Below are 15,887 nucleotides of genomic sequence, written 5' to 3' on the forward strand. Positions count from 1 at the left end.
CCACCAGGAATAGCCCGTTGGAGGCCCTATTCCCTGTCTCCAGCCTGTTCATCCCGCACCAGGTCGTCAGCACAGCGCAGGTTTGATGCAACACCGGTGCGGATAATGCCCCGGCCGATCCGGTAGGCCAGCCAGCCAGCCCAGAAGAGGCCGCCGACGGAGACGGACACAATCTGGATGGGCCAGATCCAGGCCTGGAGGGTCCAGTACTGGCTGTAAAAGAAGTCCAGTACATATGAAAAGATTGATGAAACGAGGGCCGCCAGGAGCATGGTGGGTAAATTCCATTTCTTATACCGGGTAGCGGCGAAAACCACCTCCGCCCCCAGGCCCTGTACGAGGCCCCAAATGGCCGCGGTGATACCCCACTGGGTAATAAAGCCTTCGAGGATAGCTGCCAGGACTTCGCCGAGCAGGGCCGCCCCGGGCCGCCGGATGATAAAGGCTACCAGGGTCCCGCCGATGAACCAGACCCCTGCAAGGAGGTAATCGAGGCCGATGGCCGACAGGGGTTTAGCAAGGGCCGCAATAAAGGTCCAGGCCCAGAAGAGTACACCGATGGCGATAGAAAGCACCACCAGGACCACGACTTCGTTCAGTTTCCAGGAAAACAATTTGTTGTTCCCAGCCATAGATGCTCCTTTCCGGTACATACCGGTCTGTGCGAAAATAATGGCTGTGGGGAATAGTTGATGAGACACATCAGGCTCCCTGCGCTGGCATTACCCAGATCAGGTTCAACGGGTATAATCTCAGGCCCAAAGGACCACCCCACGACAGGAAGCACTGTAGACAGCTTGGGCTATTTTGTCAAGGGAAGGGGTGCTTTGATTATTGGCAGGATGATGATAAATTCTGTTCCTTTACCAATTTCTGAATTCACAAAAATCTTTCCCTTGTGAGTTTCCACTATAATAGTATACGATATTGATAAACCTAACCCTGTACCTTTGCCTGGTTCTTTTGTGGTAAAAAAGGGATCAAAGATTTTATTTCGTATCCCATCGGGAATACCTGGGCCATTGTCCTTTATAGACACCATGACATTGCCCCTTTCTTCCCAGGTTTTAATGATTATACGGCCCCGTTCTTCCTTTTTTGCACCCTCAATGGCTTGGGCGGCGTTGACGAGTAGGTTAAGCCATACTTGGTTTAATTCATTACCCCTGGCCATAATTTTGGGTATTGCCCCGAGTTGTTTTTCCACATCGGCTACATATTTAATCTCGTTCCAGGCAACGACAAGGGTGCTTTCGAGGCCTGCATTAAGATCATACTCATCAAAACCTTCTCCCTGATCAAGCCGTGAAAAGGTTTTTAGGTCCGCCACAATTCTGATGATTCGTTCAAAACCTTCGGCAGACTCAATAAGTATTTCCTGCATTTTATCAATTTGTTTGTTCAGCTGGTTTACAATTGCAGTACCCTGTTCTGAAAGACCCGATTGAGCAAGCTCTTTTATAAGTTCCTGGGTTTTTTCCATGTATTTACCCATTACACTATGGTTGCTCTTAAGAAAGCCCAGGGGATTATTTATTTCATGGGCTACTCCTGCCGCAAGCTGACCGATCGAAGCCATCTTTTCCTGCTGAACCAATATTTCCTGGGTTTTCTGGAGTTTACTGTTCAATTCAGATAGTTCCAGGTTAGTCCGCCATAATTCCCGCTCTTTTTCGATCCGTTCGGTTATGTCATTAATAATCCCCTGCAATTCATGGATTTTTCCATCCTCGCCTCGCAGAACCGCAATGGATTCAAGGCAATACATTAATCTTCCATCAGTACTTGTCAGAATAGTTTCATAAGTTACATAACCCTGATCTAACAGACGTTTTAATCCGACATTCCGGTCTTCGGGGTTATAGAGTAGTTGTTTAAAAGGTTTGCCAATTACTTCATTTTGATTGGTATAACCAAGGGCTTGAAGCCCGGCAGGATTCATACTGGTAATATAATCATCTCCGTCGCAGGTATATATTATATTAGGGGATGAATCAAAGAGATTTTTAAAACGTTTTTCATTAAGTGAAAGCCGTTCAATGAGTTTTTTATTCTCATATTGGGATATGCTCAGCTTTGTTCTAATTGCAAGGATTGTAGCAATCGTTTTGGAAATTTCTTGTAATAGGGAAATAGTTTTTTCATCCCAGGGATTATCTGACCTACCCAGGGCTACATAGCCTTGGAGTGCTGAATTGGGCGGGAAAAGACTGCAACCTGCCCAATAGGATTCTGTTTCACCAAAGGGGGGAATTTTCCAGGGACCGAAGATGCAGGAATCTTTACCGTGAGCTAAAGCAAAGGTCTTTTCTATACTTCTCCAATGAAGGGCCGAAAGCTTTATAGAGTATAAAGAGCCAGAACAGCGTAGATGATATATGCCAGACAGGTCTTTAAAAAAAATCGCCGCTGTCTTTGCTTTCAATAATCTGCAGAGTTCATTAGCTACTAATATATCCGCATGTTCTGTGGTATCCTTTGCATACAATAAAACAATCTCTAATAAGAGTTTGTCTGGACTCATGGTTATTTCTCAATATTGAAATAGGAGAGGATCCCTAATAGATTGAAGATTTGTTCAACCTTAGGCTGCAGTTTTTTAAGAATTACTGGTATTCTTCGCTTATTTGCAGCAACAACCAAATTTGCAAAAATCCCAACACCGGTAGATGAAATATAGACCAGTTTTTCCAGATTAAAGATCAATGTGCTCCTGCTCGGTAGTTCTTCCAAAAGGGTTTCCAGAATTGATTGAGCATCGGCCGAACTGTGAAGATCCAGCTCTCCATCAATATGGATAATCCATTTGTCTATGTCAGAAGAGTTGATCAGCATCTTTGCCATGGAGTGCTTTTGATTAAAATCATTGACCCTGGCTTGAATATCCACAGCAACGTTCCTTTATTTATATAATTCGTGCAGAAAGAATGGTCACATCATCGGTAAAATCTTTGGCTTTAGATAGTTCCAGTGCACGGGTAAGCAGGGCTCGATGGTAATCTGAACTGTAGAGTATTCCTGTAAAAATATCCTTTGGACTTAAGGATACAGGTTGCTGCTCGTGGGTAAATTCAAGAAGTCCGTCGGTATACAGGGTGATCACATCGCCGCTTTGCAGTTGTACCCCCTGTTCAGCATACATCACATTCGATGCATACCCTATGGCAGAACCGGAAACAGGCAGTTCCGCAATGGATGTTCCCCGTAAAATGCAGGGATGGCATTGACCTGCATTGGCATATACAAAGTATTGGGTTTTTACATCGAGAATTCCTGCAAAAAAGGTTATAAGCAGCCCTGTGGTTCTGCGGAGTTCAAAATTCATCCGGTCATTCAGCCAGGACAGGAAACCCGTCGGGGTAATATGTTTAGTAAGATGAGCCCGCACATATTCTGGGTATATGATTGCCTTTAGAATGCCGGTTACAAAGGCTGCCCGGACACCATGCCCAGCCACGTCGCCAATCAGAAGTAGATACCGGTCAGAAGATAGGGTGATGACATCATAATAGTCACCGCCGCAATAGAGTTGGGGCACCGGACGGTAGCTCACCCGGTATTCTACGGTATTTGACTGGGGAAGCACGGGCCTGAGCAGGGCCTTTTGCATTTCTCCTGCCCATTTCAGCTCTTCTTGCATTCTTTTTAAAAGTGCATCATGTTCCCGTTTCAGCATAGCGGTTGTATAGGCTTTGTCTATTTCTGCAATAAGGTATTCCGAATCCCAGGGTTTTAGAATGTAGCTGAATATTCCAGCCCGGACTGCCTTAATGATTTCGTTGGTTTCAGAATAACCTGTCAAGAGTATGGCAAGAATGTGAGGGTAGGTGTCACGGACCACCTGAAGAAAATCAGACCCCTTCATTTGGGGCATCCTCAGGTCAGAAATCACAAGAACTGTATTAGAGCCCTTTTCTTTTAGAATTTCCAGAGCCTTAAGTGAATCAGGAGCAGTCAGAATTGTGATATTCCGTTCTTCTGTCCAAAATTCCAATTCTCTGCTTAAAGCCTTGAGGATATTAGGCTCATCATCTACAAGTAATATGTACTGATTTGCCATATATTTACCTCTCAAATAATTCTTATAGTAATTGTAAAATATCACCCATAGAATTGCAAATATAGAATTGCAAATAAAGAAAAAGATAGGGGCATCAGGTGTCTGTAAAGCATGATGACGGAAACCCCACTCTGTTTTACCTTTCTTGACACTTCCTTTCAATTTGTTTAACTTTAACCTGCGCCTGGATCCTTTCTCGAAAGCATCTATGGACCGGGACGCGGAGAACTATGACACAAGCTCAAGACCCGACCAGTCATGCAGAGAACGGCACGGTCCGTATCGCCCTGCGGGATCTGGTGTATTATTATCCTGCGAGATCTGTTTCTTTGGAGACTTCGCAAGAAACCCCAACTCATCACAATGGCGGTAATGGGTCCCCTGCTCTGAACCATGTATCCTTCACTATTTATGAGGGAGAATACGTCGCCATATTAGGAGCAAACGGCTCAGGCAAAAGCACCCTCTTAAAATGTATCAACGGCCTCTGTACTCCGAAAGCAGGACAGGTTACGATCTATCAGGATGCTGGGGACAGATCCGGCTCATCCCGGTTCGGAAGCCCCATAGCCCTCGACTCTGGCCGACCAAGAAATCTTATCGCCCTCGACCCAGCCATACCTGAAGACCTGTACCGCATCCGTCAGGTAATCGGCACCCTCCTGCAGAACCCTGATGACCAGATTGTGGGCACCGTGGTGGAAGAGGACGTAGCCTATGGACCGGAGAATCAGGGATTACCGCCTGAAGAAATTGCACACCGGGTAGATCAAGCCCTTGCTGCTGTGGCCCTCACCAGCCTTAAAACAAGGCCGCCCCAGTTCCTCTCCGGCGGCGAACGGCAGCGTCTTGCTCTGGCAGGGGTCCTGGCCATGGAAACCCCGGTCCTTGCCCTGGATGAAGCGGCCTCCATGCTCGACGAAGGGAGCCGCCACGCCCTGATGGACTTGTTAGATGAACTTTGGAAGCAGGGCCGCACCATTCTGCACATCACCCATAATCTGGAAGACGCAAGCCGGGCCCAACGCTGTATCGTTCTGTCGAAGGGCCGTCTTGTGTTTAACGGCACACCCCAGGACCTCCTTGTGCATCCTGACCTGGAACGCTGGGGCTTCCGCATCGATCCAGCCCTGGAAACGGTCCGCTACCTGGCCCGGCGGTTCCCCGGATTTCAGCCTGTTTCCCTCGAGGCAGAGGTGGTGGCAGAATCCCTGGCCCGGTATTTGCTGCAAAAAGAGGTGCTTCAGGTTGATGAAATTCTGCGTCCCGCGGCGCCTGTCCTGTCTCTAGTTGCGGCGCCGACTGATGCTATGGCGCGGCCGGCGGCGGCTGGGGCAGCGCTAACGACGCATGAGACGGCGCCGTCGTCGGCGGCCCCCCAATCAGATCTGCCGCCTGCGGTCCACTGCGACCGCCTGTCCCATACCTATCTGGCCGGCACCGCCTTCGCCGCCGCCGGCCTCGAGGATGTTTCCTTTTTCCTGCCTGCGGGCACCCATCTCGCCCTGATAGGCCCCTCGGGCTCAGGAAAATCGACCCTGCTCAGGCACCTGAATGCCATACTTTTACCCACCAGGGGCCAGGTTGCCGTTTTTGGCCAGAACACCCTGGATACCGCCGTCGATCTGCGGGCCCTGCGCCAAAGGTCCGCTCTCGCGGTGCAGAATCCCGAAAGCGCCCTCTTTGAAACCTATGTGGCCGATGAAGTTGCCTACGGCCCCCAGAATACGGGCATTTCCGGAAAAGAACTGGTCCAACGGGTCCGCTCTGCCATGGAACTTGTGGGTCTTCCCTACAGTGAGTACCGGGACCGGCACACGAAACAGCTTTCGGGGGGTGAAAAACGCCGCCTTGCCCTGGCAGGAGTCCTGGCCCTCGATGGGGATCTTCTGCTCCTCGATGAACCTTCGGCCGCTTTGGATGGGGAAGGGCAGGGTCGGGTCCTGGAACTTATAAGCATGCTTAAAGCCCGGGGAAAAACAGTTATTTCGAGCACCCACTCAATGGAAGAAGCGGTTCATCATGACCTGGTGGCGGTTATGCAGGAAGGCCGTATAGCAGCTCTGGGTAGACCTGCCGATATTTTTATTTATAACTGGGATCCCCGATGGAACCTGCGCCAGCCCTGGACGGTTCGATTCTGCCATACCCTGGAACAGAAACTGGAGCGGCCGTGCCTGTTCCCCGGAGAAAGTGCTCTGAGCACTGCGGGCCTTATTGCTGTTCTCGAGTCGGCCCTGCAGGCCCTGCATAAGGATCAGCCGGTTCCCGATCTGGTGATGAGGGGCGAAGCACAGACTGGAGCGGCATTTCATCAATATGAAGGATCCATTCCTTCTGTGCCGGCCTTACCGATACCGAAAGGGCGGCGCAAGACCACGGGTATCGAGTTTTTCCGCAATGTGAATCTGGGACAATTTATCGACATACCTTCACCACTGAGAAACCTGGGGGCGGGCTATAAAATTGCCGCCACAGCCCTCATCCTATTTGCGGTCATCCTGGTGCCGTCACCGCTGTTTACCCTCGCTGTACTCACAGGTATCCTGTTCATTGGTAAGGTCCTCGGACATGTCGGGCCTCAACACCTGCTTCGAGGGTTGTTTCCTGCGGCTCCCTATATACTCTTTATGGTGCTGGTGCAGATTGTTTTTCCCTGGCCTCATGATACAAGCCCCGTGCTCTTTCACCTGGGGTTCATCAATCTCAGCATGATGAAAATTACCCATGTTTTCATGTTGATGAGCAGACTGGCGGCACTGATGGCTCTCATTGCTCTCTTTTCTGCGGTAACTCCCATGGTGGAAAGCATTCAAGCAAGCCGGAAACTGCTCGCCCCCCTGGCCCGATTCGGCATCCCTGTGCAGGATTTTATGCTTATTTTTGGCATCGCCCTGCGTTTTGTGCCCCTCCTCGTAGAAGAGGCTGAACGGATTGTTATCGGCCAGCTTTCCCGAGGGGGCGGTTACCAGGGACGGAACAAACTGCGCTCCGGCTTTGCCCTGGTGGTGCCCCTCTTTTTGCGGGCCCTGGAACGATCTGAGGTGCTGGCCACCGCCATGGAACTGCGGCTGTTCTCGGCACCGTCTTCGGCCAGGCAGTAACGGGATTCTACAAGGTTCTGTATGAACCTTTTAATAGATACTTTAAAAACTGCAGTTTTTTGAGGTATCTCTCATTTATTTTTTTGGAGGCAAGCCTATGGCAGTCCTACCGGTTCGTAAAATTGCGGTGGCAGGAGTTCTGTCCGCAATTGCTATTGTGTTGGGAATAACCCGGCTTGGGTTTATCCCCTGGTTTTCCGGGGCATCGGTTACCATATTACAGGTGCCCGTCATTATTGGTGCAGTCCTGGAGGGACCCTTGGTCGGGTTTATCATCGGACTCCTGTTCGGTCTTTCCAGCCTTTTGCAGGCCGCCATCGCCCCTACGGGCCCGGTGGATGTGGCCTTTACCAATCCCCTCATTTCTGTGGTGCCCCGGCTTTTAATAGGACCTGCGGCATGGTATCTGTACAAGCTGGTTTTGGGACGGAAAGAGCTTAACCAGATTCCTCCGGCTCGATACAGTGCCGCCCTCATCGCCGCCGGTCTTGGGGGGAGCCTGACCAATACGGTTCTTGTCCTTTCAGCCTTGGGTCTTTTTGGCTTTTTCCCCTGGTCCCTGATTTTTACCGTGGCAATCGGCAACGGACCGGCAGAAGCGGCGGTGTCCGCTGCGATAACCCTTATTATTGTGGCGGCCTATACCAGAATCGGTCATGCCATGGGGAAGTCCAAGCTATCTAAACTGGAGGAATAGTTGATGATTATCACTGCGGATTTGCGTAACGGTGGGGTGTCTGTAGGACTTGTTTCTGCGGAGGGCCATTGGCAGGCCATCGTGCGGCTTTCCGCAGTGGACCGCTCGGCCGATGAATGGGCCTTTATAATACGGGCCCTCTTTGCCGAGCGGGGCCTTAACCTGGTTGGGGTGAGCCAGGCCATTCTTTCATCGGTGGTCCCTGCCTGGACCAGCACCTTTGTTATGGTGCTTGAACGGTTTCTCCCCAGGGGAACCCCCTGTCTTGTCGTTGGGCCGGGGATAAAAACCGGTCTGCGGATCCGAACCGATAATCCTGCCGAAGTGGGATCAGACCTGGTGTGCAACGCCGTGGCGGCCAGCGCCCTGGTACGGCCACCCTGTATCATCATCGATTTTGCTACCACCCTTTCCTTTACCGCTCTGGACCGCCAGGGCGACCTGGTAGGGGTGGCCCTGGCCCCGGGCCTCGAAGCGGCTGCTTCGGACCTGAGGCTTCGGGCTGCCCAGATCCCCCAGGTTAAGCTGGAAGAACCGGAACGCGCCCTGGGGAAAAATACCGCTGAATCCATTCGTTCAGGGGTCATGCTTGGATGGGCCGGACTTACGGACAGGTTAATAGTAGAAATTGGCCGTGAAATTGCCCCGCCGGAAACTCCGCCCGTCCTAGTGGGTACCGGCTGGTACGACAGTCCCCCCGTAAAGACCCAGCGAAACATGGACCTCTGGGAAAGCAACCTGGCCATGCAGGGCCTGTACCGGATAGCCATGAAAAACCGGGGATGAGCTTATCCTTTTCGTAATTTTTCTTCTATAAATTCCTGGGGGATGACGCCGGTCTTTTTGCCTGAAAAGGTGTAGATCCTACAGGTGTAGTTGTATGAATCCGGCTTTTGGCCTGTATAAATGTCCACCCCATCAACCAGTATGGTAGGAGAGCCCTGAAAATTCAGGGATTCCGCAAGTTCTGGTGAGGGAACTTCACGAAGCACCAAAGCGGATTCTTCTATCTGTACCGCTTTAAGGGCCGATCTAAGGTTTTCCAGGGTTTTCACCGCATTGGGACAGCCTTCGAAATATTGGAATTCGATCATATCAATATTATATAACTTATTTTGTCATATATAAAGCCCCCGCAGGGGTGGTAGTATTTACATCAATTATTAAGCAATACTGCAATAGTTTTATTGACTAATCCGCATTTATTTTGCGTATTAGTCGTATGAAATGGATTCAACGAGAACTATCAGAACGGCTCCGCACTCTCCTGAATTCGTTTCCGGCCATACTAGTATCTAGGCCCAGACAATGCGGAAAATCAAGCCTTTTAAAAAAGCTTTTCCCTAATATAGTACCGTGTACAACTCTGCGGGATTTTGAATGATGTAGTCAGCCCCTGCTGCTACAAGTTCAGTGGGACCCCGGAAGCCCCAGGAGACACCGACGACGGGACAGCCCACATTGTGGGCGGTCTGGACATCCACCACCGAGTCGCCTACAAAGAGGGTCCCCGGTATTGGGGCCCCAATAGCGTTCATCACCAGACGGCTGAGAGCCGGGTCAGGTTTTTTCGGAGCTCCTGAACGGTCCCCCCGGATGAGGGCAAATTCTATGCCGGGGAACAGTCCTTCTACCACCTGGTGGGCTACCGGATCAGGTTTATTGGTGAGCACCGCCAGCACCAGTCCATCAACATGAAGCCTATGAAGCAGTTCCGGTACGCCCGGATAGGGTTTGGAATATCGGAGGGGAACCTCATCGTAGCGGGCCAGGGCTTCCTGTGCAATCCGGTTCACCAGGGCGGCCCCATCCGAGCCGGCAGTGCTGACGCCCTGGGAAGCAAGGGCCAGTTCTGCGAGGCGATGAATCCCCCAGCCTACCAAGTCGGGGTAGGTCTGAAGGGGCAGAGCCGTAAAGCCATAGGCGGTGAGGGCCCGGTTCATCGCGAGGGCAATATCTTCTATGGTATTAACCAGGGTTCCATCGAGGTCAAAAATGATGTGAGTAATGTCCATAGTTATTGTGGATTATACTTATACCATACAAAGAAGTGTGCTAGCTAGAAGTAATCTTCTACCAGAAATATATACCGATAATTCGGTAACATCAATTTATCGGTGTTTTGATACCGACATTTCGGTATTATTTTGCAGAAAAAAGTCGTTTTAATTTATAAATCATAATAATATAAAGAAATACGATATTGGCATGCTAATTGCTATTATTATAAAACAAACCGTATATAAGGAGTAACTATTATGGTATCTATAGAAAAACGGCTTGCGAAGCACGTATCGGATCTGGCGGTTTTATTTATCAAACTCCATGATTATCATTGGCATGTTCGGGGGCCTCAATTTAAGGTACTCCATGAACTAACTGAAGCCCTCTATGATGGGGTGAACGAGCAGTATGATGCGATCGCAGAACGACTCGTGCAGCTGGGTGGTAAAGCGCCTGCTAGTGCAGCTGTCTATGCACGGGAAAGTTCCATATCCGAAGCTGGTGCTGCTTTCTATACTGCTGATGATATCCTCAGTGGGGTTATCAAGGATTTTGAGTATCTCCTGGGCGAATATAAAGTAACCAGAAAACTGGCTGCAGATATCGATGATGCTGCAACGGATACGCTGTTCGCCGATTATATTAAGGATTTAGAAAAACAGATCTGGATGCTGAAAGCCATGAAAGCCTAGAAGGCTAAGCGTTATGCCCCGGCGTTGCTCATGCTCCGCCGGGGCAGCTTGAACATCTAGAGGCGATTATTCTTTCTCTTCTATGCAGAGGCTTTTATTACGTATCTCCTGTAGAGTTCTAAAGACCAGATACATAACCACCAGAGAAAGTACGACAGCAAGCCCTGAAGCAAAACTTCTATAAAAATAAATTTTTGAGACCCGATACATTAAAATTGTAGAAACCGTCAGGGCCGCCAGAGGAAAAGAGTATGCCCACCATGAAAGGTAAAACTTAATGGTAATAAATTGACGCCATTGCATTAAAACGAGAATAAACAGAAAGATTGCAAAATAAAACATAACCCGTGCGAAACTGTCGAAAGATCCGGTAAGTTTATAATAGGAAATAAAGCCAATCGCAGGCGGGGCAAAGAGAATAAACAAGGTGGGTATAAGCCGTTCTGCTAAAGGTGCATGAAAGATCACTCGATACAAGACAATCGTAAAAAGTACTATCCACAGGATGAATCCGATAGCGAAGAAAAACCAGGAAAGTTCCCGGTAGCCATGCTCTACCCCTGCAATCGGAATCATAATAGATCCTACAACGGGCATGAACCAAGCAGGATTTATATGATGAATTTCAAAATTTTTTGGACCGATCCACGTAGATACCAAACTAAAGATGAATATAGTTTGGATGACCACCCCAATGAGCCAGAACGTTAATGATACCTGTTTTTGGAATGAAAGAAATATTACCGATTGTATTAAAAATATCTTGCTGATGAGGGGATAGAAATTCATCTTAATTGGGTGTGAAAATTCTTTTGCCACTACTTTGGGATAGCGTAATAATCTAATTCCAAATACCATCGCAACTAAAAGGAAAATGACAAGTCCTACACCGGTCAGTATCTGGCTTACCACATACAAAGAATGAAAAAGTTCAGAAAGTTTTACAAATACTAAAGCCAGTCCTGATAGGCCTAGTACTATCGAGAAAAATGAAATAGAAAAATGTTCAAGCCGGGATGATTGCTTCATAGATACATCCTTGATATGTAAAATAGTATATATGAATATACATATATAACATAACTTGTGTCAATATGATGGATACTGTACAACCTTTTCACAAAGGATTCGCTAAAAGGTGACATGCAGGAATTATTCAAGGAGGCTTAAGCTACCCTTTTTATAAGCCTCGTAAGCCTGTTTAACGGTCATGTTAGCGGCGCCGACATAAATTTTTAAGTTAGCCCGCTGCAGAACTTCGGCGGCATTTCCGCCGGGGCCGTTCCCGGTAATCAGCACGTCCGGGGAAAGGTCAAATAGCTTTTGAGCGGTCTGAGGACCAGCTCCATGGGCTACCCCCTCAATATCCCGGTTATCCACACTGGTGAGGGTTCCGCTTGCTTCGTCGTAGAGGACGATAAAATCGGTCCTTCCGAACCGAGCATCAATAGTTGCATCCCAATCAGTTCCTTTGGCTGTAAAAGCGATCTTCATAGCTACTTCTCCTCTGTAGTTGATTTGTTCAGCATTTCGCCCAATCGATGCCAGGCGTTTTTCAGTTGATCCTTAATGGGACTCTCCTGTTCATATTCCACGATGGTCTTTTCTGCGATTATGGCCCGGGTTACCTTTTCGTCGTAGGGAAGAACCGCAAGCAATGTGATATGCTGGGAATCCAAATAAGCGACGATCTTTTCGGTCATTTCGGGATTTATATCCGATTTATTGATGATACAGCCGGCAGGGATTTTAAATTTTTTCACCAGTTCATAGACCCGCTGTAAATCGTGGAGCCCCGAAACAGTGGGTTCGGTTACGAGCACCACAAAGGAAGCTCCACTTAAAGAGGATACCACAGGACAGCCGATACCCGGAGAACCGTCCACCAGTACCAGAGCTTTCCCCTGTTCTTCCGCAAGAGCCTTTGCCCGTTTTTTTACCTCTGCCACGAGCTTTCCCGAATTGTCAGAACCGATCCCCAGTTTTGCGTGCACCATGGTACAGCCTGCTCTGGTGGTGGACACAAAGAGCTGGCCCGCTTTTTCTTTATGATTACTAATAGCCTTGGCAGGACAGACGCGAGAGCAGTAACCACAGCCCTCACAGACGAGGCTATCGATCTTGTAGATTCGCCCCCGGCGAGCTATGGCGCTAAAATGACAAACCTGAGCACAGCGGCCACAACCGATACAGCGATCAGGATCGATCATCGCTACTTCACCGGAATAAAAATCCTCCTGTATGGCCATGTCAGGTTTTAGTAAAAGATGCATATCCGCCGCGTCCACATCGCAGTCCGCCGCCACCAGGTTGGCAGAGCCTAATATGGTAAAACTGGCGGTAATGGAAGTTTTCCCGGTCCCCCCCTTGCCGGATATAACGACAATTTCTTTCATGTTGTACTCCCGCTCAGGTTTTTAATGTAATTGGCCACTTTTTCCAATTCCGAACGGAATCGGGGAAGTTCCCTATAGATCAGTTGACCCCGGGAATACAGTTCAGCCGCCCTTCGGTCGTTGGGTAAGCGGGCCAAAATGGGAATCCCCTCAGTTTCGCAGTATCGGTCCACCGAATCATTTCCCACCCCGTAGCGATTGATGACCACCCCAAAGGGATTACCCATCTGTCGGATGGTCTCTACGGCCAGCTGCAGGTCATTCAGCCCGAAGGGATTGGGCTCGGTAACCAAAATAACCAGGTCCGATGACCGGACGGTCTCAATCACCGGGCAGGATGTTCCCGGGGGAGCATCGTAAATTCGATATGGGTATGAGCCAAAGGTTTCTTTTACGGAGCGCTTGGTTTGGGCAATCAGGGGAACTGCCTGTTCTTCACCAATATCAAGCCTGCTTTCAATAAACACCAGTTTGTCCAGATCAAAGCGCCGGGTTTCTCCCATCCGTACCGGAACCATGGGCAGTGCCCTGGCGGGACAGAGATCCGAACAGGCAAAACAGCCATGGCAAAGCTGGGGAAAGATCATGATTTCTTTACCCAATTTGACGATGGCATGAAAATTACATACCCTTTGGCACAGCCCGCAGAGGGTACAGGCAGAGCCGTCCCACTGGGGAATGTATTTGTATTGTATTTCCCGGCTTGCTTCGGTTCCCCGGATAAAAAGTCCCGAATTGGGCTCTTCCACATCCAGGTCCACCAGCACCACCGGTTCTGTTTCTGCAAGAAGGGCGGCTAGGTTGGTCGACAGGGTCGTTTTTCCGGTGCCACCCTTTCCGCTTGCAATGACGATATCACTCATCAGTCTTTTGTAATTCCTCAAGCCGTTTGCGAATAGCCTGCTCCCCGGCCCGGTTTTCCGGCGACCCCAACGATGGCGGTGTCCGGAAAGACAGCCGGGCATGGCATAGATTGGTTTATTAAGTTGCCCGGTTTCCCAGGCATGCAGTACTACTTCCAGTGGGCCGGCAATAAAGGAGAACACCTCTATCCCAAAGTTCCGGATTTCCATTTCCAGGTCCCGGGATATGGCTCCACAGATTAACTCGTTTACCCCCTGGTCAGCCAAAAAACGAGCCTTTTCAGCAGAATGCTTCATGGACCAATTGAACTCATGGCCTAATCGGTCATGCTCACCGCTTTGATGATCCAAAGCTCCTGTAGAGGGCTCCATATCCAGAATGAGAATCCGCTCAGCGGAATCGAACACCGGTGCGACCCGTTGATTCCAGGGGGTAATTGCCAGCCTCATATTATATATATAGCATAAACTGTGCCAACATTGATGAATTTTATAAATCTATATAAATTCTATAGTTATATATTGATAAGCCTGTCCCGGGGGATGGCTTGTGTCGTAGTTATGCAACATACTGTTGCATTACGTGTTGCATTATATGTTGCATAGTTGCTACAATTGGTGCTAGAATCGGGCCATGACCGATATCATTTTGGAAAGTATTTCCGATGGGGTTTTTACCATAGACCTAGAGTGGCATATCACTTCCTTTAACCGGGCGGCGGAGAACATAATCGGGATTAAACGGAACGAAGCCATAGGGAAACTGTGTTACGAGGTCTTTAAGTCCAACATGTGTGAATCCCGCTGTCCTCTGCGGAAAACCATGCAGAGCGGCAAACCGGTCATCAATGTGGAAGGGTTCTGCATTAACCCCGCGGGAGAGCGGATACCCATCAGTGTATCAACAGCCCTCCTGAAGGACCAAGCGGGGCATGTGATAGGCGGTGCCGAAACCTTTCGGGATCTGCGGGAATTAGAAGAACTCAAGCAACAGCTGGTTTCCGATCCTCTTAAGGGGGAACTAACGAGCCGTAGTCCTGCGATGCATCCAATCCTGGAAATGCTTCCTACTGTGGCGGACAGTTCCGCGGTAATTCTGATTGAAGGAGAAACCGGTACGGGGAAGGAAGTTACCGCCAGGGCGATCCACCGTATGAGTCCCCAGGCACAGGGGCCCTTTGTAGCGGTAAACTGCGGAGCTCTTCCCGATACGCTTTTAGAGTCAGAACTCTTCGGGTATAAAAAAGGCGCCTTTACCGGGGCTGACCGGGATAAGATTGGTCGTTTTAAAATGGCTGATGGGGGCGCCCTGTTTCTGGATGAGATCGGAGAAATTTCTCAGGCCATGCAGGTTAAGCTCCTCCGGGTGCTTCAGGAAGGTGTCTATGAACGGCTGGGGAGTACCACATCGGAACGGAGCCGGGCCCGTATCATCTGTGCCACCAACCGGAACTTAAAGCAGATGGTAGAGGAGGGCCGGTTTCGCCGGGACCTCTTTTATCGCATTAATGTAATTACCCTTTCCCTCCCGCCCTTGCGGGAGCGCAAGGAGGATATCCCCGGGCTGGCAGACTATTTCTTACGAAAATATCGTATTAAAATGGGCAAAAAAATACAGGGTTTTACCGAGGATGTCTACGAGGCGTTCTATGCCTACCCCTGGCCCGGTAACATCCGGGAACTGGAAAACGTCGTTGAACGGGCGGTGGTGCTCTGTTCAGGAGAGCGCATCACGCTTTCCTGCCTGCCTGAAGAATTGGTACACTGGAATGTACAGGCCGCCAGGGCCCTGACTCTTTTGCCAAAGCCCGCTGGAGCCCCAGGGTTTTCTCCTATTCTACCTCATCACCATGAAGCCCCTGAGGTCCCCCACGAGGAACGTTTTCACCAAACCGCCGCCCAGGCGGAGACCGACCTGATACGGAAAACCCTGGCCCAAAACGGCAACAACCGCACCCTCACAGCCCGCCAGCTTGGTATACACCGGGCAACCCTGTACCGAAAAATGAAACAGTACGGGATAGAGCTGGATGAGTCCGGTGTGTAAAATTCAGAAAAAAATGAGCTGTCC

At 49.6% G+C, this 15,887-nt stretch carries 15 protein-coding genes and 1 riboswitch; of the genes, 5 read left to right on the forward strand and 10 right to left on the reverse strand.

The annotated features are described in order from the left end of the window. Positions 1-26: 26 nt before the first annotated feature. The 4 genes from SPICA_RS15225 to SPICA_RS03510 form a co-directional block, all read right to left on the reverse strand. Positions 27-701, reverse strand: a complete 675-nt coding sequence (locus SPICA_RS15225; protein ID WP_156789620.1) for an ECF transporter S component — start codon at positions 699-701, stop codon at positions 27-29. Then, a riboswitch (TPP riboswitch) is annotated at positions 692-785 on the reverse strand. Its footprint overlaps the gene before it by 10 nt. 17 nt (positions 786-802) lie before the next feature. Continuing rightward, on the reverse strand, positions 803-2,524 hold the full coding sequence (locus tag SPICA_RS03500) for a sensor histidine kinase (RefSeq protein WP_013968160.1): 1,722 nt from the start codon (positions 2,522-2,524) through the stop codon (positions 803-805). Positions 2,525-2,526: 2 nt separating this feature from the next. After that, positions 2,527-2,889, reverse strand: coding sequence for an STAS domain-containing protein (locus tag SPICA_RS03505; protein WP_013968161.1), 363 nt, complete (start codon positions 2,887-2,889; stop codon positions 2,527-2,529). 16 nt (positions 2,890-2,905) lie between these two features. Continuing rightward, a complete protein-coding gene (locus tag SPICA_RS03510) occupies positions 2,906-4,060 on the reverse strand; it encodes a PP2C family protein-serine/threonine phosphatase (RefSeq protein ID WP_013968162.1) in 1,155 nt (384 codons plus the stop codon). Between the two features lie 230 nt (positions 4,061-4,290). Here SPICA_RS03510 and SPICA_RS03515 point away from each other — a divergent pair, with 230 nt between their 5' ends. From SPICA_RS03515 to SPICA_RS03525, 3 genes are all read left to right on the forward strand, one after another. After that, entirely contained in the window at positions 4,291-7,164 is a 2,874-nt protein-coding gene (locus tag SPICA_RS03515; RefSeq protein WP_013968163.1) for an energy-coupling factor transporter ATPase, read from the forward strand. 97 nt (positions 7,165-7,261) lie between these two features. Further along, entirely contained in the window at positions 7,262-7,861 is a 600-nt protein-coding gene (locus SPICA_RS03520; RefSeq protein ID WP_013968164.1) for an ECF transporter S component, read from the forward strand. Positions 7,862-7,864: 3 nt separating this feature from the next. Continuing rightward, a complete protein-coding gene (locus tag SPICA_RS03525) occupies positions 7,865-8,647 on the forward strand; it encodes a type III pantothenate kinase (protein WP_013968165.1) in 783 nt (260 codons plus the stop codon). A 2-nt stretch (positions 8,648-8,649) separates the two neighbouring features. Here SPICA_RS03525 and SPICA_RS03530 read toward each other — a convergent pair whose 3' ends face one another. Both SPICA_RS03530 and SPICA_RS03535 read right to left on the reverse strand, forming a co-directional pair. Next, positions 8,650-8,955, reverse strand: coding sequence for a DF family (seleno)protein (locus SPICA_RS03530; protein WP_013968166.1), 306 nt, complete (start codon positions 8,953-8,955; stop codon positions 8,650-8,652). Positions 8,956-9,204: 249 nt separating this feature from the next. Next, positions 9,205-9,876, reverse strand: coding sequence for an HAD family hydrolase (locus SPICA_RS03535; RefSeq protein ID WP_013968167.1), 672 nt, complete (start codon positions 9,874-9,876; stop codon positions 9,205-9,207). A 243-nt stretch (positions 9,877-10,119) separates the two neighbouring features. Between SPICA_RS03535 and SPICA_RS03540 the strand changes: the two genes are divergently transcribed. Next, positions 10,120-10,557 carry a Dps family protein gene (locus tag SPICA_RS03540; RefSeq protein ID WP_013968168.1) on the forward strand — a complete coding sequence of 146 codons (438 nt, stop codon included), beginning with the start codon at positions 10,120-10,122 and terminating at the stop codon, positions 10,555-10,557. A gap of 66 nt (positions 10,558-10,623) precedes the next feature. Here the strand turns inward: SPICA_RS03540 and SPICA_RS03545 are convergent, their stop codons facing one another. From SPICA_RS03545 to SPICA_RS03560, 4 genes are all read right to left on the reverse strand, one after another. Further along, positions 10,624-11,586 carry an SLAC1 anion channel family protein gene (locus tag SPICA_RS03545; protein ID WP_013968169.1) on the reverse strand — a complete coding sequence of 321 codons (963 nt, stop codon included), beginning with the start codon at positions 11,584-11,586 and terminating at the stop codon, positions 10,624-10,626. Between the two features lie 123 nt (positions 11,587-11,709). Beyond that, positions 11,710-12,051 (reverse strand): NifB/NifX family molybdenum-iron cluster-binding protein, encoded by a 342-nt coding sequence (locus tag SPICA_RS03550; RefSeq protein ID WP_013968170.1) that lies wholly within the window; start codon positions 12,049-12,051, stop codon positions 11,710-11,712. A 2-nt stretch (positions 12,052-12,053) separates the two neighbouring features. Next, the gene (locus SPICA_RS03555) at positions 12,054-12,953 is read right to left on the reverse strand and encodes an ATP-binding protein (RefSeq protein ID WP_013968171.1); all 900 of its coding nucleotides are present in this window, start codon (positions 12,951-12,953) and stop codon (positions 12,054-12,056) included. After that, positions 12,950-14,266 carry a nucleotide-binding protein gene (locus SPICA_RS03560; RefSeq protein ID WP_013968172.1) on the reverse strand — a complete coding sequence of 439 codons (1,317 nt, stop codon included), beginning with the start codon at positions 14,264-14,266 and terminating at the stop codon, positions 12,950-12,952. The genes SPICA_RS03555 and SPICA_RS03560 overlap by 4 nt, the downstream gene beginning before the upstream one ends. Before the next feature lie 184 nt (positions 14,267-14,450). On the opposite strand from SPICA_RS03560, the gene SPICA_RS03565 reads away from it, so the two are divergent. After that, complete coding sequence (locus SPICA_RS03565) at positions 14,451-15,863, forward strand: sigma-54 interaction domain-containing protein (protein WP_013968173.1); 1,413 nt, start codon at positions 14,451-14,453, stop codon at positions 15,861-15,863. Positions 15,864-15,887: the final 24 nt, after the last annotated feature.

The organism is Gracilinema caldarium DSM 7334 (genome assembly GCF_000219725.1).
GTDB lineage: Bacteria > Spirochaetota > Spirochaetia > Treponematales > Breznakiellaceae > Gracilinema > Gracilinema caldarium.

Bases quoted from the DNA above. Each gene is read 5' to 3' on its own strand.
- SPICA_RS03540 (WP_013968168.1), top strand. From the start codon at position 10,120: ATGGTATCTATAGAAAAACGGCTTGCGAAGCACGTATCGGATCTGGCG.
- SPICA_RS03515 (WP_013968163.1), top strand. From the start codon at position 4,291: ATGACACAAGCTCAAGACCCGACCAGTCATGCAGAGAACGGCACGGTC.
- SPICA_RS03560 (WP_013968172.1), bottom strand. From the start codon at position 14,266: ATGAGGCTGGCAATTACCCCCTGGAATCAACGGGTCGCACCGGTGTTC.
- SPICA_RS03510 (WP_013968162.1), bottom strand. From the start codon at position 4,060: ATGGCAAATCAGTACATATTACTTGTAGATGATGAGCCTAATATCCTC.
- SPICA_RS03565 (WP_013968173.1), top strand. From the start codon at position 14,451: ATGACCGATATCATTTTGGAAAGTATTTCCGATGGGGTTTTTACCATA.
- SPICA_RS03535 (WP_013968167.1), bottom strand. From the start codon at position 9,876: ATGGACATTACTCACATCATTTTTGACCTCGATGGAACCCTGGTTAAT.
- SPICA_RS03525 (WP_013968165.1), top strand. From the start codon at position 7,865: ATGATTATCACTGCGGATTTGCGTAACGGTGGGGTGTCTGTAGGACTT.
- SPICA_RS03520 (WP_013968164.1), top strand. From the start codon at position 7,262: ATGGCAGTCCTACCGGTTCGTAAAATTGCGGTGGCAGGAGTTCTGTCC.
- SPICA_RS03500 (WP_013968160.1), bottom strand. From the start codon at position 2,524: ATGAGTCCAGACAAACTCTTATTAGAGATTGTTTTATTGTATGCAAAG.
- SPICA_RS03555 (WP_013968171.1), bottom strand. From the start codon at position 12,953: ATGAAAGAAATTGTCGTTATATCCGGCAAGGGGGGGACCGGGAAAACT.
- SPICA_RS03530 (WP_013968166.1), bottom strand. From the start codon at position 8,955: ATGATCGAATTCCAATATTTCGAAGGCTGTCCCAATGCGGTGAAAACC.
- SPICA_RS03545 (WP_013968169.1), bottom strand. From the start codon at position 11,586: ATGAAGCAATCATCCCGGCTTGAACATTTTTCTATTTCATTTTTCTCG.
- SPICA_RS03550 (WP_013968170.1), bottom strand. From the start codon at position 12,051: ATGAAGATCGCTTTTACAGCCAAAGGAACTGATTGGGATGCAACTATT.